This window comes from Symbiobacterium sp. (genome assembly GCF_040797425.1).
Classification (GTDB): domain Bacteria; phylum Bacillota; class Sulfobacillia; order Symbiobacteriales; family Symbiobacteriaceae; genus Symbiobacterium.
This window is the reverse complement of sequence record NZ_JBFNEH010000036.1, coordinates 1-14787: the sequence shown is the minus strand read 5'-3', so window position 1 is coordinate 14787 and position 14787 is coordinate 1. Positions and strand designations below refer to the sequence as shown.

The 14787-nt window shown below is 71.2% G+C and carries 12 protein-coding genes; all 12 read left to right on the top strand.

Annotated features, from left to right (window positions below; genetic code table 11):
* Positions 1-6 precede the first annotated feature (6 nt).
* The 12 genes from AB2385_RS11860 (at position 7) to amrB (ending at position 14538) form a co-directional block, all read left to right on the top strand.
* Positions 7-267 carry an RNA recognition motif domain-containing protein gene (locus tag AB2385_RS11860; protein WP_367655214.1) on the top strand — a complete coding sequence of 87 codons (261 nt, stop codon included), beginning with the start codon at positions 7-9 and terminating at the stop codon, positions 265-267.
* Positions 268-396: 129 nt separating this feature from the next.
* A complete protein-coding gene (hisZ, locus tag AB2385_RS11855; RefSeq protein ID WP_367655213.1) occupies positions 397-1596 on the top strand; it encodes an ATP phosphoribosyltransferase regulatory subunit in 1200 nt (399 codons plus the stop codon).
* 16 nt (positions 1597-1612) lie between these two features.
* Positions 1613-2278 carry an ATP phosphoribosyltransferase gene (gene hisG, locus AB2385_RS11850; RefSeq protein WP_367655212.1) on the top strand — a complete coding sequence of 222 codons (666 nt, stop codon included), beginning with the start codon at positions 1613-1615 and terminating at the stop codon, positions 2276-2278.
* Positions 2279-2668: 390 nt separating this feature from the next.
* Positions 2669-3979, top strand: coding sequence for a histidinol dehydrogenase (gene hisD, locus AB2385_RS11845; protein ID WP_367655211.1), 1311 nt, complete (start codon positions 2669-2671; stop codon positions 3977-3979).
* A 38-nt stretch (positions 3980-4017) separates the two neighbouring features.
* Entirely contained in the window at positions 4018-4611 is a 594-nt protein-coding gene (gene hisB, locus AB2385_RS11840) for an imidazoleglycerol-phosphate dehydratase HisB (protein WP_367655210.1), read from the top strand.
* Positions 4611-5249 carry an imidazole glycerol phosphate synthase subunit HisH gene (gene hisH, locus AB2385_RS11835; protein ID WP_367655209.1) on the top strand — a complete coding sequence of 213 codons (639 nt, stop codon included), beginning with the start codon at positions 4611-4613 and terminating at the stop codon, positions 5247-5249. Before hisB ends, hisH begins: the two co-directional genes overlap by 1 nt.
* On the top strand, positions 5216-5992 hold the full coding sequence (gene hisA, locus AB2385_RS11830) for a 1-(5-phosphoribosyl)-5-[(5-phosphoribosylamino)methylideneamino]imidazole-4-carboxamide isomerase (protein ID WP_367655208.1): 777 nt from the start codon (positions 5216-5218) through the stop codon (positions 5990-5992). The genes hisH and hisA overlap by 34 nt, the downstream gene beginning before the upstream one ends.
* A gap of 52 nt (positions 5993-6044) precedes the next feature.
* The gene (gene hisF / locus AB2385_RS11825; RefSeq protein ID WP_367655207.1) at positions 6045-6809 is read left to right on the top strand and encodes an imidazole glycerol phosphate synthase subunit HisF; all 765 of its coding nucleotides are present in this window, start codon (positions 6045-6047) and stop codon (positions 6807-6809) included.
* A complete protein-coding gene (gene hisIE, locus AB2385_RS11820; RefSeq protein ID WP_367655206.1) occupies positions 6806-7501 on the top strand; it encodes a bifunctional phosphoribosyl-AMP cyclohydrolase/phosphoribosyl-ATP diphosphatase HisIE in 696 nt (231 codons plus the stop codon). The genes hisF and hisIE overlap by 4 nt, the downstream gene beginning before the upstream one ends.
* A 14-nt stretch (positions 7502-7515) precedes the next feature.
* Entirely contained in the window at positions 7516-8595 is a 1080-nt protein-coding gene (gene hisC / locus AB2385_RS11815) for a histidinol-phosphate transaminase (protein ID WP_367655237.1), read from the top strand.
* A gap of 157 nt (positions 8596-8752) precedes the next feature.
* Positions 8753-13585: an Ig-like domain-containing protein gene (locus AB2385_RS11810; protein WP_367655205.1), complete on the top strand. Its 4833-nt coding sequence runs from the start codon at positions 8753-8755 to the stop codon at positions 13583-13585.
* The gene (gene amrB, locus AB2385_RS11805) at positions 13579-14538 is read left to right on the top strand and encodes an AmmeMemoRadiSam system protein B (RefSeq protein WP_367655204.1); all 960 of its coding nucleotides are present in this window, start codon (positions 13579-13581) and stop codon (positions 14536-14538) included. Before AB2385_RS11810 ends, amrB begins: the two co-directional genes overlap by 7 nt.
* The last annotated feature ends 249 nt before the right edge of the window (positions 14539-14787 follow it).

The window sequence follows — 14787 nt, the reverse complement described above, 5'->3', positions numbered from 1 at the left end:
CGAGTCGTGCCATTCAGCATCTACGTAGGCAACTTGCCCTGGAGCACAACACCGGAGGACCTGCGGGCCCTCTTCGAGCCCTACGGCCAGGTCGAGAATGCCCGCATCATCACCGACCGGGAGACCGGCCGTTCCCGCGGTTTCGGCTTCGTCGATATGGCCGACGAGGAGGCCGGCCGCAGGGCCATCGCTGAACTCCACAACCAGGAGTACGGCGGCCGGCCCCTCACCGTCAACGAGGCCCAGGCCCGCCCAGGTGGTTTCTGAGACGGTTCCCTTCAGCCCGACCGGAAATCGGTCGGGCCTTTACGCGTCCTCTTGACCGGGAGGGGGAGTTATGGTAGTTTCATTTTATCACATTACTACATTAGCTCGCTAAAGGACGGAGGGATCCACGTGAGCGCGCCTGTCTTCCGCACCCAGGTGCCCGAAGGGGTCCGCGACCGGCTGCCCGGGGAGGCCGCCCGGATGCGCCGCCTCTCCGCACAGCTCGACGGCGTGTTTCGCGCCTGGGGTTACCGGGAGGTGGCCACCCCGGTGTTCGAGTACCTGGAGGCGTTGGCCGCCGGGGCGGGGAAGTGGGCGCGGACGGAGGATCTCTACCAGTTCTTCGATCGCAAGGGGCGCACCCTGGCCCTCAGGCCCGACATGACCACGCCCATCGCCCGGCTGGTGGCCACTCGCCTGGCGGGGGAGCCGCTCCCGCTGCGGCTCTCGTACTTCGCCCCGGTCTTCCGCCATCGCGACCTGCGCGCGGGTGCCGCCAGCGAGATCTGGCAGGCCGGGGTCGAACTGGTGGGCGCTCCCGGCGAGGTGGCCGACGCCGAGGTGATCGCCCTCGCCTGCGCCGCGGTGAAGGCCGCAGGGCTCGAGGGCTTCCGGATTGGCCTGGGCCACGTGGGCATCGTGGAGGGGCTCTTCCAGTTCGCCGGCGTGTCGCCGGAGGCAGAGGCTGAGCTGAAGGAGGCGATGGTCGCCCGGGACCTGGTGGCCTTCGAGCACGGGGTCATCCGGGCGGGCCTCTCCGGCGAGCGGGCGGACCTGCTGCTGGGCCTGGCGCACTTTCACGGCGGCTTCGCCGAGGCGCAGGAGCGGTTCGGAGGGGTCGGCGGGCAGGTGGCCGAGGCCCTGGAACACGTGGGGCAGGTGCTGCGCCTGTTGGAGGCCCTGGGCGTTTCCGAGCAGGTGAGCCTCGACCCGGGGCTGGTGCGCTCACTGGATTACTACACCGGCGTCGTTTTCGAGGGCTACCTGCCCGGCATCGGCGCCCCCGTGATGGGCGGCGGGCGCTACGACAACCTCCTTCTGGAGTTCGGCGCGCCGCTGGCCGCCACTGGTTTCGCCCTGGCGGTGGACCGGCTGCTGATGGCGCAGGAGCGGAACGGGTGTGCAGCCGCCGGGGAGGGGCTGGATGCGCTCATCGCCTGTCCGCCCGGCCGGGAGGCCGAGGCCATGGCCTGGGCGGCGCGCCTCAGGGCCCAGGGGCTCACCGTGGAGGTGGACCTGCTGGGGCGCTCGGGCGAGGAACTGGCCGCCTATGCACGGGCCCGCGGCGCCGCCCGGGTGCTCACGCCCGAGGTGCCCTCGATTCACTGAAGGGAGCTACGAAGCCATGTCACCGCTCACCATCGCCCTGCCCAAGGGCCGTCCCTACGCCGCCACGGTGCGGTTCCTGCGGGACGTCGGCCTGGCCGGCCCGGAACTGACGGAGGAGGAGGGACGGAGCCTCCTCATCGAGTGTCCGGAGCAGGGCACCCGCTTCATCGTCGCCCGGGACTCCGACGTGCCCACTTACGTGGAATACGGGGCCGCCGACCTGGGCATCGTCGGCAAGAACGTCCTGATGGAGGCCGAGCCGCAGGTCTATGAACTGCTCGACCTGGGCTACAGCAAGTGCCGCTTCGTGCTGGCGGCCCCGGCCGGCGTGGACGCCGCCTCCCTGCTGAGCGGGCGCTCGCCGCAGCGGGTGGCCACCAAGTACCCCCGCCTGACGGAGGCCTACTTCAACAGCAAGGGCATCCAGGTAGAGACCGTCTTCCTGCACGGGTCCATCGAGGTCGCCCCGAAGGTGGGGCTGGCGGATCTGATCGTGGACATCGTCGAGACCGGCCGCACCCTGCGGGAGAACAACCTGGTGGTGGTGGAGGAGCTCTGGACCTCCTCCATGCGGCTCATCGCCAACCGGGCGGCCTACAGGCTGAAGGCCGAGCGGATCGGGCCGATCATCCAGGGCATCCGGGGACGGATCGGGCAGCGGGACCTGTCCGGGAACCAGTAGTTGCGGTCCGCCACGCCCGCCGGCAGCACGGGCACCGGCACGCCCGCCACCAGCGGCACGGGGGCCATGCCCTCCGCTCGCTGGGGGCCGGTGCGGCTCGCGGCCCGTGCGGCCCCCGGGTTGCCGGTCTCGGCCTGCTGGCCCGGCCGGGCGGACCCGCCGGGGCCGGAGAGTCCGCCGGGGTCGCGGTGCGCCTTCTGCGCCAGGTGTCCCAGCAGGCCGAGTAGGTAAAGCGCCTGCTCGCCGGTGATGGGCGGGGCCGCGGATGGAGCAGGCGGCAGTGCGAATTCCGTGGGTCGGTTGATGGGAATCGCCCTCCTTACTGGGGGATTCCCTCCATTCTATGTAGCCCCGCCTGCGGTCGCAGTGGGCTGAGGAGGAGAGCACGCCATGTTGAGAGTGTGGGACCCGCAGGCATTCCTGGAGTTTCTGAACGAGCGCCGGACCCGGTTCTACCCCGAGGTGGAGGCGCAGGTGCGGGCAATCCTGGATCGTGTGTGTCGGGAAGGCGACGAGGCGCTCTACGACCTGACCCTCCGGTTCGACGGGGCCGACCTGCGGGGCTGCGGCCTCAGGGTGGCCGAGGCCGAGTATGCGGCGGCCGCGGCGCAGGTGTCGGCGGAGTTCCGCGCCGCCCTCCAGGTGGCCGTCGACAACATCACCGCGTTCCACCGGCCCCAGGTGCCGCACTCCTGGTTCATGACCCGCCCCGATGGGACGATCATGGGGCAGCAAGTGAGCGCCGTGGACCGGGCCGGCATTTACGTGCCCGGCGGGTCGGCCCCGCTCTTCTCCTGCCTGCTGATGACCGTGATTCCCGCCGTGGTGGCGGGTGTGCGCGAGGTCATCGTCTGCACCCCGCCGGACCGCGCAGGGCGGATCGACCCGCACATGCTGGTGGCCGCCCGGGCCTGCGGGGTGAAAGACGTCTACAAGGTGGGCGGCGCTCAGGCGATCGGGGCGATGGCTTACGGCACGGCGACCATCCCCCGCGTGGACACGATCGCCGGACCCGGCAACTACTACGTGACCCTGGCCAAGAAGCTGGTCTTTGGCCCGGTGGGCATCGACATGCTGGCCGGACCGACGGAGGTGCTGGCCGTGGATGACGGCACGGCCGACCCCGAGTGGCTGGCCGCCGACCTGCTCTCCCAGGCCGAGCATCCGAACGGCATGGTCATCCTGGTCACCACGGCCGGGGTCGGGCGGGTGGAGGCTGTGGGTGCGGCGATGGAGCGGCAGGCCGCCGCCCTGCCCCGGGCGGAGACCATCCGCCGGTCGGTGGCGGAGCTGGGTGCGGCGCTGACGGTGGCGTCGCTGCCGGCGGCGGCCGCGATCGTCAACGCCGTCGCACCGGAGCACCTGGAGGTGAACGTGGCCGACCCCTGGTCTTTCCTGCCGCTGGTGCGCCACGCCGGCTCCATCTTCCTGGGCCCGTGGACCCCCGAGCCCATCGGCGACTACATCGCGGGCCCCTCCAACGTGATCCCCACCGAGGGCACGGCGCGGTACGCCTCCCCGGTGAACGTGGAGACCTTCATCAAGCGGTCGGCGGTGACGTGCTACAGCGAGGCGGCCTTCCTGGCCCAGGCGCCCCACGCCGTGCGCCTCGCGCTCACGGAGGACCTGCAGGCCCACGCCCGGTCCATGCAGGTGCGTCTGGAAGCGGCGGCGCGGCGGGGCTCCGCGGGGATCGGGTAGCGCCGGCGTCGCCACACCACGGAGAGGAGGCGGCAGAGATGGCGGAACGAGTCGGGAAAGTGGCCCGCAAGACCCGTGAGACCGACATCGTGGTCACCTGGCGGCTCGACGGAACCGGCCGGGCCGACGTCCAGACCGGGGTGCCCTTCTTTGACCACATGCTGGACCAGATCGCCCGCCACGGGCTGACCGATCTGTCCGTCCGGGCGGCCGGCGACCTGGAGGTCGACGCGCACCACACGGTGGAGGACACCGGCATCGCCCTGGGGCTGGCCCTGCGCCAGGCGCTGGGCGACGGCGCCTCCATCCTGCGCTACGGTTCGGCCTTCGTGCCGTTTGACGAGACCCTGGCCTTCGCGGCCGTCGACGTGAGCGGCCGGCCCTACCTGCACTTCGACGCAGACTTCCCCGCACAGAAGGTGGGCGACTTCGACAGCGAACTGGTGCCGGAGTTCTTCCGGGCCCTGGCCATGAACGCGGGCATCACCCTGCATTTGAAAGTTCACTATGGGCGCAACACCCACCACATGATCGAGGCCCTCTTCAAGGCATTCGCCCGGGCTCTGGGCGAGGCCGTGGCGCTGGACCCGCGGGTCCGGGGCATCCCCTCCACCAAGGGAGTCCTGCTCTGATGGTCCGCATCGTCATCGTCGACTACGGCATGGGCAACCTGGCCAGCGTGCGGAACGCCCTGCGGGCGGTGGGGTACGACCCCGAGGTCACCGACGACCCCGCCGCAGTGGCCGGGGCGGACGGCGTGGTGCTGCCCGGCGTGGGCGCCTTCGGCGCCGGCATGCAGAACCTGGCCCGCCGCGGGCTCGACCGGGCCTTGCAGCAGGCGGCGGCCGCCGGCCGCCCGATCCTGGGCATCTGCCTCGGGATGCACCTGCTGTTCGCGGCCGGCGAGGAGGGCGGCCTCCGGCCGGGTCTGGGCCTCCTGGAGGGACGGGTGACCCGGTTGCCAGGCGGGGTGCGCCTGCCCCAGATCGGGTGGAACCAGGTGCTCGTCCGGCAGGACCACCCGGTCTTCGACGGGGTGCCGGAGCCGCTGTGGGCCTACTTCGACCACGCCTACGCCGTGGAGGGGGAGGCGCCCTCCACGGCCCTGGCCCTCACGACCTACGGCCGCACCTACCCGTCGGTGGTGGGCCGCGATCACCTGCTCGGCATTCAGTTCCACCCGGAGAAGTCTTCCCGGGCGGGGCTGGCGATGCTGGCCAACTGGGGGCGCATGGTATGCGATTTGAGCTCTACCCGGCGATCGACCTGAAGGGCGGCCAGGTGGTGCGACTCCGGCAGGGGCGCATGGACGAGGCCACGGTCTACGATCCGGACCCGGCGCGGGCGGCCGCCCGCTGGGCGGCCGCCGGGGCGCGCTGGATCCACGTGGTGGACCTGGACGGCGCCGTGAACGGGCGACCGCAGAACGGCAGCGCCGTGCGCGCCATCGTGGAGGCGGTCCGCCGTCCGCCGGAAGCCCCCGCCGTGCGGGTGCAGCTGGGCGGCGGGCTGCGCAGCCTCGAGGCGGTGGCGGCGGCCCTGGAACTGGGCGTATCCCGGGCCATCATCGGCACGTCGGCCCTGGAGGGCGACCTCGTGGCCCGGGCGGTGGAGCGCTTCGGGCCCGACCGGATTGCCGTTTCCATCGACGCCCGGGACGGCCTGGTGGCCACCAGGGGCTGGGTGGAGGTGACCGCGGTCCGGGCGGTGGACCTGGCGGCGCGGGTGAAGGCCGCCGGGGTGCGGACCATCATCTACACCGACATCGCCACCGACGGCATGCTCAGCGGCCCCAACTTCGCCGAACTGGAGCGGATGGGGCAGACGGGGCTGGACGTGATCGCCAGCGGCGGGATCGCATCGCTGGCCGACATCCGGCGGCTCACGCGCATCCCCGGGGTGGTCGGCGCCATCCTCGGCCGGGCGCTCTACACCGGCGCCGTCGACCTGACAGAGGCGCTGGCGGCCTGCGGGGAGGCTGCCGGGGAGCCGCAGCCCCCGGCGGCCCGCTGACGACGGCGCCCGCGACCCGGTCCTGCGACTGCACGAAGGAGGCGACGTGAGCATGCCCACGGCGAAGCGCATCATCCCCTGCCTCGACATCAAGGACGGGCGGGTGGTGAAGAACGTCAAGTTCCACCAGAACACCTGGGACGCCGGCGACCCGGTCGCCCTGGCCGCCGCGTACGAACGGCAGGGGGCGGACGAGATCGTCCTTCTCGACATCAACGCGTCCTACGAGGGGCGGTCGGCCACCCTCGACGTGCTCCGGCGCGCTGCCGAGCAGGTGTTCATCCCTGTCACCATCGGCGGCGGCGTGAGCACGGTCGCACACGTGAAGGAGTATCTCAGGGCCGGGGCCGACAAGGTCTCGGTCAACACCGCAGCCGTACTCCGGCCCGACCTCATCGACGAGATCGCCGACCAGTTCGGCTCGTCCACCCTGGTGGTGGCCATCGATTGCCAGCGGCGGCCCGAGGGCTGGTGGGAGGTCTACCTGCACGGGGGCCGCACCCCCACGGGCATCGACGCGGTCTCCTGGGCGGCCGAGGCGGCCCGGCGCGGCGCCGGCGAGCTGCTGGTCACCTCCATCGACGCCGACGGCACCCGGAAGGGGTACGACATCGCCCTGCACCAGGCCCTGGCCGACGCGGTCGCGGTGCCCGTCATCGCGTCCGGCGGGGCAGGGAGCCCGGAGGACATCCTCGAAGTCCTCACCGTGGGCCGGGCCGACGCGGCCCTGGCCGCCTCGATCTTCCACAGCGGCGAGCACACGGTGGAGGGGGTGAAGGCCTTCCTCCGGGAGAAAGGGGTGTTGGTGCGACCATGATGGAGACGGTGAAGCTGAAGTGGGGGCCCGACGGGCTGATTCCGGCCGTGGTGCAGGACGTGAAGACCGGCCAGGTGCTGATGCAGGCCTACATGAATGAGGAGGCCCTGCGCCTGACGCTGGAGACCGGCACGGCCTGGTACTGGTCCCGCAGCCGGCAGGAGCTCTGGCAGAAGGGCGCGACCTCCGGCCACTACCAGCGGGTCCGCGAGGTGCGCACCGACTGCGACGGCGACTCGCTCCTGCTCCTGGTGGAGCAGGAGGGGGTGGCCTGCCACGAGGGCACGTACTCCTGCTTCACCCGGCGGGTGGACGGTTCGCCCCGGGCGTTGGTGGACACCGCGTTCTGGCCCATCCAGCCGGACGAGACGGTGCCCTACGACATCGGCACTGTGCTCCGGGAACTCACCGCCGTCCTGGTGGACCGGCGGGCGCACCCGGAGCCCGGCAGCTACACCAGCAAGCTCTTCACAAAGGGCGCCGACGCGTACTGCAAGAAGATCGGCGAGGAGGCCACCGAGGTGGTCCTGGCGGTGAAGAACCGCGACCGGGAGAACCTGGCCTTCGAGGTGGCCGACGTCTGGTTCCATACCCTGATCGCCCTGGTGGACAACGGACTTGGTCCCCGGGACGTGGCGGAGGAACTGGCGCGCCGGCGCGGCAAGCGGCGGGAGAAAGAGAAGGAGGACTGAGGGCGGTGCCCGTCATGCGCGCGGCCGTGCAGTCGATGAAGCCCTACGTCCCGGGCAAGCCTCTGGAGGAAGTGCAGCGGGAGCTGGGGCTCACCGACCTTGTGAAGCTGAACCAGAACGAGAACCCCCTTGGCCCGTCGCCGCGGGCGCTGGCGGCCGCGCGCGCGGCCCTGATGCAGGTGCACACCTACCCGGAGGGAACTGCCCGCCGGCTCCGTGAGCGGCTCGGCCAGCTGTGGGATCTGCCGGCGGACTGGTTCCTCGTCGGCAACGGCTCGGACGAGGTGTTCCGTCTGCTGGCCGAGGTTTACCTGGAGCCGGGAGACCCCATCGTGGTGCCCGCGCCCTCGTTTTCGGCCTACCGCTTCGTCGGCGAGCTGATGGGCGCCCGGGTCGTCACGGTGCCGCTGGCGGGCTGGAGCATGGACCTGCCGGCGATGGCGGAGGCGGCGGCCGCGCATGGCGCCAAGCTGCTCTTCCTGTGCCGCCCCAACAACCCCACCGGCACCGTTTTCCCCGAGCACGCGCTGCGGGCGGTGATGGAGCGGATTCCGACCTCGACCCTGGTGGTGCTGGACGAGGCCTACCGGGAGTTCGACGGCACCCCGTTCGACAGCCGTTCGCTCCTGCTGGACTACCCGAACCTGGTCATCGCACGGACCTTCAGCAAGATCTACGGCATGGCGGGCTTCCGCCTGGGCTACGGCATCATGCGGCCGGAGGTCCTGGCGCCGTTGCTCCGGGCCCGCGACCCCTTCAGCGTGAACGGCCTCGCGGTGGCGGCCGGGCTGGCGGCCCTGGGCGATACCGAGCACGTGGAGCGGACGCTGGCGCTCACCCGGGAGGGCAAGGCGTACCTGTATGCCGCCTTCGACCGGTTGGGGCTGCCGTACGTGCCCAGCGAGGCGAACTTCGTGCTCTTCGACGTCGGGCGGCCCGCCGCCGAGGTGTTCGACCGGCTCCTCAGCCGCGGGGTTCTGGTGCGCCCCTGCGGCTCCTTCGGCCTGCCCCACCACCTGCGGGTGACCGTGGGGACGGCGGAGGCGAACGCCCGCTTCGTGGCGGCGCTGGAGGCGGTGCTGGGCGGCGAATGATGTCGGATGATGGGGCGGGAGGTGCCGGAAGGCATCTCCCGCCCCGGCGCGTCCGGAGGCGGGTGAGCCGGCGGGCGGAGGAATGGGCGTGCGAAACTTCTGCACCCGCGCTTTCGTCCAACGCGCGAGTTCGAGTTCTGCGCGGGAGTGATGGCCCATGCGCACCCGACAGAACGCAATCGTGTTGGTAGTTGTTCTCGCGCTGATCCTGACGGCCGTCGCCGTGATCCGCCCGGGGAGAGCCCCGTCCACCACGCCGCAGCCGCCCGAGGAGGACGCGGCCGAGGTGACGCTTTCCCCGGCGGCCTTCGACCCGGCGGGACTCGACCCCGCAGGCGATCTCATCCTGACCAGCCGGCGGCCGCTCACACTGGCCATGGTGCAGTCGGCCCTCGCGGTGGAGCCCGCCGCACAGCTGCGCATCGAGCAGGCCGACAGCGCGGGCACGCGGTTCACCATCGCCGCCGCGCTGGAGCCCGACCGGGTCTACCGCTTCCGGCTGAGCCGGGAGGCCGGCGTCGACCGGGACTACCAGTGGTCCTTCCAGACCCGCACCGAGTTCCGGCTGCTGGGCACTCTGCCGGCCCACCGGGGGACGGGAGTACCCGTGAACACCGGCATTGAGCTCACCTTCTCCCACGATGACTACGCCGATCCATCCGGCTACGTCACCTTCAGCCCCGCGATCGAGGGGCGGTGGGAGCGGCACAAGAAGACGGCGGTCTTCGTGCCCGCCGACACCCTGCAGCCGGGCACGATCTACACCGTCACCCTGAAGGAAGGGCTCGGCCGCACGCAGGGGGAGGGGCGGCTGGGCGCGTACACCTTCCAGTTCGAGACCGCCGACCCTGTGGCGGAGGGGGAGTGGTCGGCGTTTCACGTGTTCGATGAGTCCGCGGAGTTCGGCACCGGCACGGTCCCGCATTTCCGCATCTGGGACAAGGGCAAGGGCGACGAGTATACGGTCGCGGTCTACCGGTACTCTGACGCGGCCGGGTACATCAGGGCCCTGCGCGGCACCTTCGCGGTGCCCGGGTGGAGCAGCGTGGCCCGCGACCGTCACCGCGAGCCCACCGAGGGGCTGGCCTCCGTCGCGGCGTTCACCGCCACGCCGGTGGAGGCGGAATACGACCGCTACCTGGCCCTTCCCGAGCCCCTGCCGGCGGGTTACTACCTGGCCGAGATCCAGCTCGGGCGCGCGGTGCGGCAGGTCCACTTCCAGGTGACCGACCTCTCGTACTACCTGGCGGAGGGCACGACGGGCGGCCTGGTGTGGCTGAACGACCTGGCGACCGGCCGGCCTGCTGCGAACGCCGAACTGTTCCTCCCCGACGGCACGCCTGCGGCCACCGCCGACCGGCATGGCGTGGCGCGGGTGGAGATCCCGGCCGGGAAGGACGAGGACGGACAGGTGCCGATCGCCTTCTGGATTGCCCGGTCCGGGCACAGCGAGGCCGTGGTGCACGGCACGCGTGAGTACTGGTATTGGGGCGACGGGGAGGCGTCGCTGGCGGAACTCTACTGGCACTACCTCTACATCGACCGCTCCGTCTACAAGCCCGCGGACACGGTGCACGTCTGGGGCATCGTCCATCCCCGCGAACCGGAGGCCCGGCCGGTGGACGAGGTGCGGGTGGAGGTCACCCGGGGCTGGGGCGACCAGACCGTGCTGGCGAGCGCGACGCTCCCGGTGGAGCGCTCCAGCTTCATCGGCAGCCTGGAGCTGCCCAACCTGACGCCCGGGTCCTACGCAGTGCGTGTCCGGGTCGGCGAGGAGACCTTCGACAGCCGCTGGTTCGAGGTGGTCACCTACACCAAGCCCGCCTACCAGATCGAGGTGACGCCGGACCGGGAGGCCCTCTTCAGCGGCGAGAGGGTGACCTTTAAGGTGCGGGCCACCTTCTTCGACGGGACGCCGGTGCCCGACATGAAGCTGGATTACCACATCAACTCGAAGGACGACCGGGCCAGCGTGATCACCGATGCCGCCGGAGAGGCGGTCATCTCCTATACGCCGCCCCACACGGCCGAAAGCTGGGGCTGGGACGAGTCGCTCTTCCTGTACGTCACCGGCGGCGAGCCCGAGGTGGGCGAGGTGTACGAGGAGCGCCGGATCCGGCTCTTCCAGCGGGATGTGATGGCCCAGGCTGAGACGAACCGGGACGGCGACCAGGCCGTCGTGACGGTGCAGGTGAACCAGGTGGTGCTCGACCAGATTGAGGCCGGCACGGGGAATGACGTGCAGGGACCCGCGGTGGCGGGCCGGCCGGTGGAGTTCACCGTGATCGAGCAGAATTGGAAACGCATCGAGGACGGCGAGTACTACGACTTCATCGAGAAGGTCGTGCGCAAGCGGTACCGGTACGAGGCCGACTTCCGCGAGATCCTGCAGGGCAGCGCGGAGACCGACGGCGAGGGCCGTGCCGCCTTCCGGTTCCCCATGGAGCCGGAGAAGCAGTACGAGGTCCGCTACCGGGTGCGGGACTCCCGCGGCCTGTGGCTGTATGGCAGCGCCTGGATCTCCGGGCGGTGGTACGGCCTCGACTCGGACTGGGGCTGGCCGCAGCTGGTCCCCGCCGGGTCGCAGCGGTATCGGGTCCCGGTCGGCGAGCCGGTGGTGTACGTGTTCCAGAAGGGAGAGGTCAGGCTGGATGACCGGCCCGACGGGTTCCTGTTCTTCACGGCGCGCCGGGGCATCCGGGAGTATGCGGTGCAGGATTCCCCCAGCTATACTGCGACGCTGCAGGCCGCCGACCTCCCCAACTTCACCCTGTACGGCGTCGCCTTTGACGGCCGGAGCTACCTGACGGCGACGCGCTTCGTAGGCGTCGACCCGGAGCAGCGGCGCCTGCAGGTGACCGTCACTCCGGACCGGGCGATGTACCGCCCCGGCGACGAGGTGCAGGTGCAGGTGGCCGTGAGCGACGCTGCCGGACGGCCGGCGGCGGGGGCGCTGGTCAACCTGAACTTGGTGGATGAGGCGCTCTACGCAGTGCGGGAGCAGTACGTAGACATCCTTAACGATCTATATGGCAACACGGTCAGCACGGGCATCGTGCGCACCCGCTACTCCCACGAGCCGCCGCCGATGAGCGGGGGCGCGGAGAAGGGCGGCGAAGGCGGCAGCATCCGCCGCGACTTCAAGGACGCCGTGCTCTTCACCACCGTCACGACCGACGACGCGGGCAAGGCCACGGTCTCGTTCCGCGTGCCCGACAACCTCACCAGCTGGCGGCTGACCTACCAGGCGGTCCTCACCGGGACGATGGAGGCTGTGAGCGGCGCCATCAAGATCCCGGTCAGCCTGCCCTTCTTCGCCGACCTGGTGATGGGCGAGAGCTACCTGGTGGGTGAGCGGCCGGTGTTCCAGGTGCGCGCCTACGGTACCGCCCTGGCGGCGGGTGCGCAGGTCCGCTACCAGGTGGAGGTGGAGGGGCCGTCGGGGCATCGCCAGCGGCTCGACCTCACCGGACCGGCCTTCGATCCCGTGTCGATTCCGCTGGAGCCGCTGCCGGCCGAGGGGACATACACACTGCGGGTCACGGCCAGGTCCGGGAGCCTCACGGACGCCCTGGAGCGCACCTTTGCGGTGCGGCAGACCCACCTGGTCGAGGACCGCGTGGACTTCCGGCTGCTGGAGCCCGGTACGAAGCTTTCCGGGGCCGACGACGGGCTGACCTACGTGACCTTCCTGGACTGGGAGCGGGGCCGCTACCTGAACCTCCTGCAGCGGATGCGCTGGCTCTGGGGCAACCGCCTGGAGGCGAAGCTCGGGCGGACGGTGGCCGCCGAGCTGCTGGAGGATTACTTCGGGCAGGGGGACGCCTCGCCTGAGCCCGAGCTGGAGACCATGCGCTACCAGACCGCCGACGGCTCCGTCGCTTTCCTCCCCTACAGCGACGGCGACCTGAAGCTCACCGCCCTGGTGGCCGACCTCGCACCGGAGCGGTTCGACCGGTCGGCCCTCGCCGGCTACCTGCGGAAGGTGCGGGCCGACGAGGGCGAGCGGCGCGACCGGAGGGCCTGGGCGCTCTACGGCCTGGCCGCGCTGGATGAGCCGGTGCTGATCGACGCCCATCGGCTGCTGGCCGACCCGGAAGCCACACCGTGGGAGCGGCTCTGCGCCATGCTGGCCGCCGCGACGCTGGGCGACCTGGAGACGGTGCGCCCCGTTTACCGCACCTTCATGGCGCAGCACGGCGAGGAGATCGGCCAGGACGTGCGGGTTGCCGTGGGCGCCGACCGGGACGAGCAGCTGCAGGCGACCGCGCTGGCAGCGATCCTGGCCGCCCGGTTGGGCGAACCGCAGGCCGCGGCGCTGATCAGCTATCTGATGGACAACCAGCCCGCGGAGATCGTGCTGCACCTGGAGCAGCTGCTGGCGGCCCGGAGCGGGCTGGAAAACCTGAAGGGCAAACCCGTGGGCCTTACCTACAGGCTGAACGGGCAGGAGCACGAGAAGACGCTGCAGCCCGGCGAGCGGCTGGCCCTGGCGCTGCGGCCGGAGGAGCTGGCGTCTTTCGAGGTCACGGCGGTGCGGGGAACCGCGGCCGCGGTGGTCACGTACACCCGGCCCGGGCGGCCGACCGTGGCGATGGACGGGGGCCGCGTGGTGCGCACCTACTCGCCTGCGCCCGAGACCTGGAAGCCGGGCGACATCGTCACGGTGACCCTGACCTACTCGCTGCCGGGCGACGCACCCGGCGGGGCCTACGAGCTGACCGACACGCTGCCCTCCGGGCTGCGGTACCTGGAGCGGCGGTGGGCCTATGGTCAGCGCATCGACTGGTCGCAGTATGACAGCTGGGCCCTGCAGGTGGACGGGCAGCGGGTGACGTTCTGGGCCGGTAAGAACGGCAAGCCCATCCGGTACTTCGCACGGGTGGTCTCCGGGGGCGAGTACCGGGCGGAGGAGGCCGTGCTGATGCACCAGAAGAGCGGCCTGGTCTACGCCGTGAGCAGCCCCGGGGCGGTGAGCATCGCATGGTAGGGCGGCGGGCATGGTGGCCGGCCGCCGCAGCGGCCGCGGCAGCGCTCGCACTGGCACTGGGGCTGGCCGGGGCCGGAGAGCCGCCGGTGCAGGGGTCGGGGCGGCCGGCCGCGGGCGAAGCGGTGACGCCGGATGCGGCCCCCGCGGCCGCCGCCTCCGGCAGGACGGCGCGGGAGCCGGCCCAGCCCAACCGTTTCTTCAATCCCAACCTGTTCTACCATGGCCTTGAGGCGGCCAGGAGTTCGGCGACGGGTGTCGCCGAACCCCTGGCCGGGGGCCTGGTGCCGCACCACGACCTGGCGGCGGAGCTGCTCTCGGGCTTTTTCCTGCGGCTGGAGGCCGAGCCGCCGGAGGTGATTTTCCTGGTGGGGCCCAACCACGAGGCGGCCGGCGGACCGGTCATCACCGGTCGGCGGGCCTGGCAGACCGATTTCGGGCTGGTGGAGGTGGACCGGGAGGCGGTGGACGCCCTGGTGGCCGCCGGCCTCGCCGCGGTGAACGACGAGGTGCTCGAGCAGGAGCACGCCATGGGCACCCTGATGCCCTACATCAAGTTCCACGCGCCGGCGGCGCGGGTCGTGCCGCTGATCCTGCCCCCCGGCCTCACCCGGCCCGAACTGGAACGGCTCTCCGGCGCCCTGGCCGCCGAGCTGGGCCCCGGGCGCATCCTCGTGGCCTCCGTCGATTTCTCCCATTACCTCACCCCGGACGAGGCCGAGGCCCGGGACAAGGAGACACTGGCGACGATCATGGCGGGCGACCTGGAACGGCTGCTCCGGATGGGTCCGGACCACCTGGATTCGCCGGGCTCCGTCGCCGTGCTGCTCACGGCGATGGCGACCGTCGGGGCCGACGGCCCGAGGGTGCTGGGCCATACCAACTCCGGCATCATCTTGCAAGACGACCAAATCGAGACGACCAGCTACTTCACGTTCGCGTTCACGCGCAAGTAGTGCCCTGAGTGTACACTGGCCCAAGCAGGGCGAGCGAAGGCGCGTCCTGGCGCCGGTTCAGGCTCCGCAGGAGGCCGGTGCGAGCGCCGCACCGCCGCGATGGGCCGGCGTGGGATACGGGCAAGGAATTCCTGTTGCGTCGCGTCCGCGGACATGGTATAGTATCACTTGCGCTGCCGCCCGAGCGGCGGCATCACGCAGCCGTGGAGAGATACCCAAGTGGCTGAAGGGGCGGCTTTGCTAAAGCTG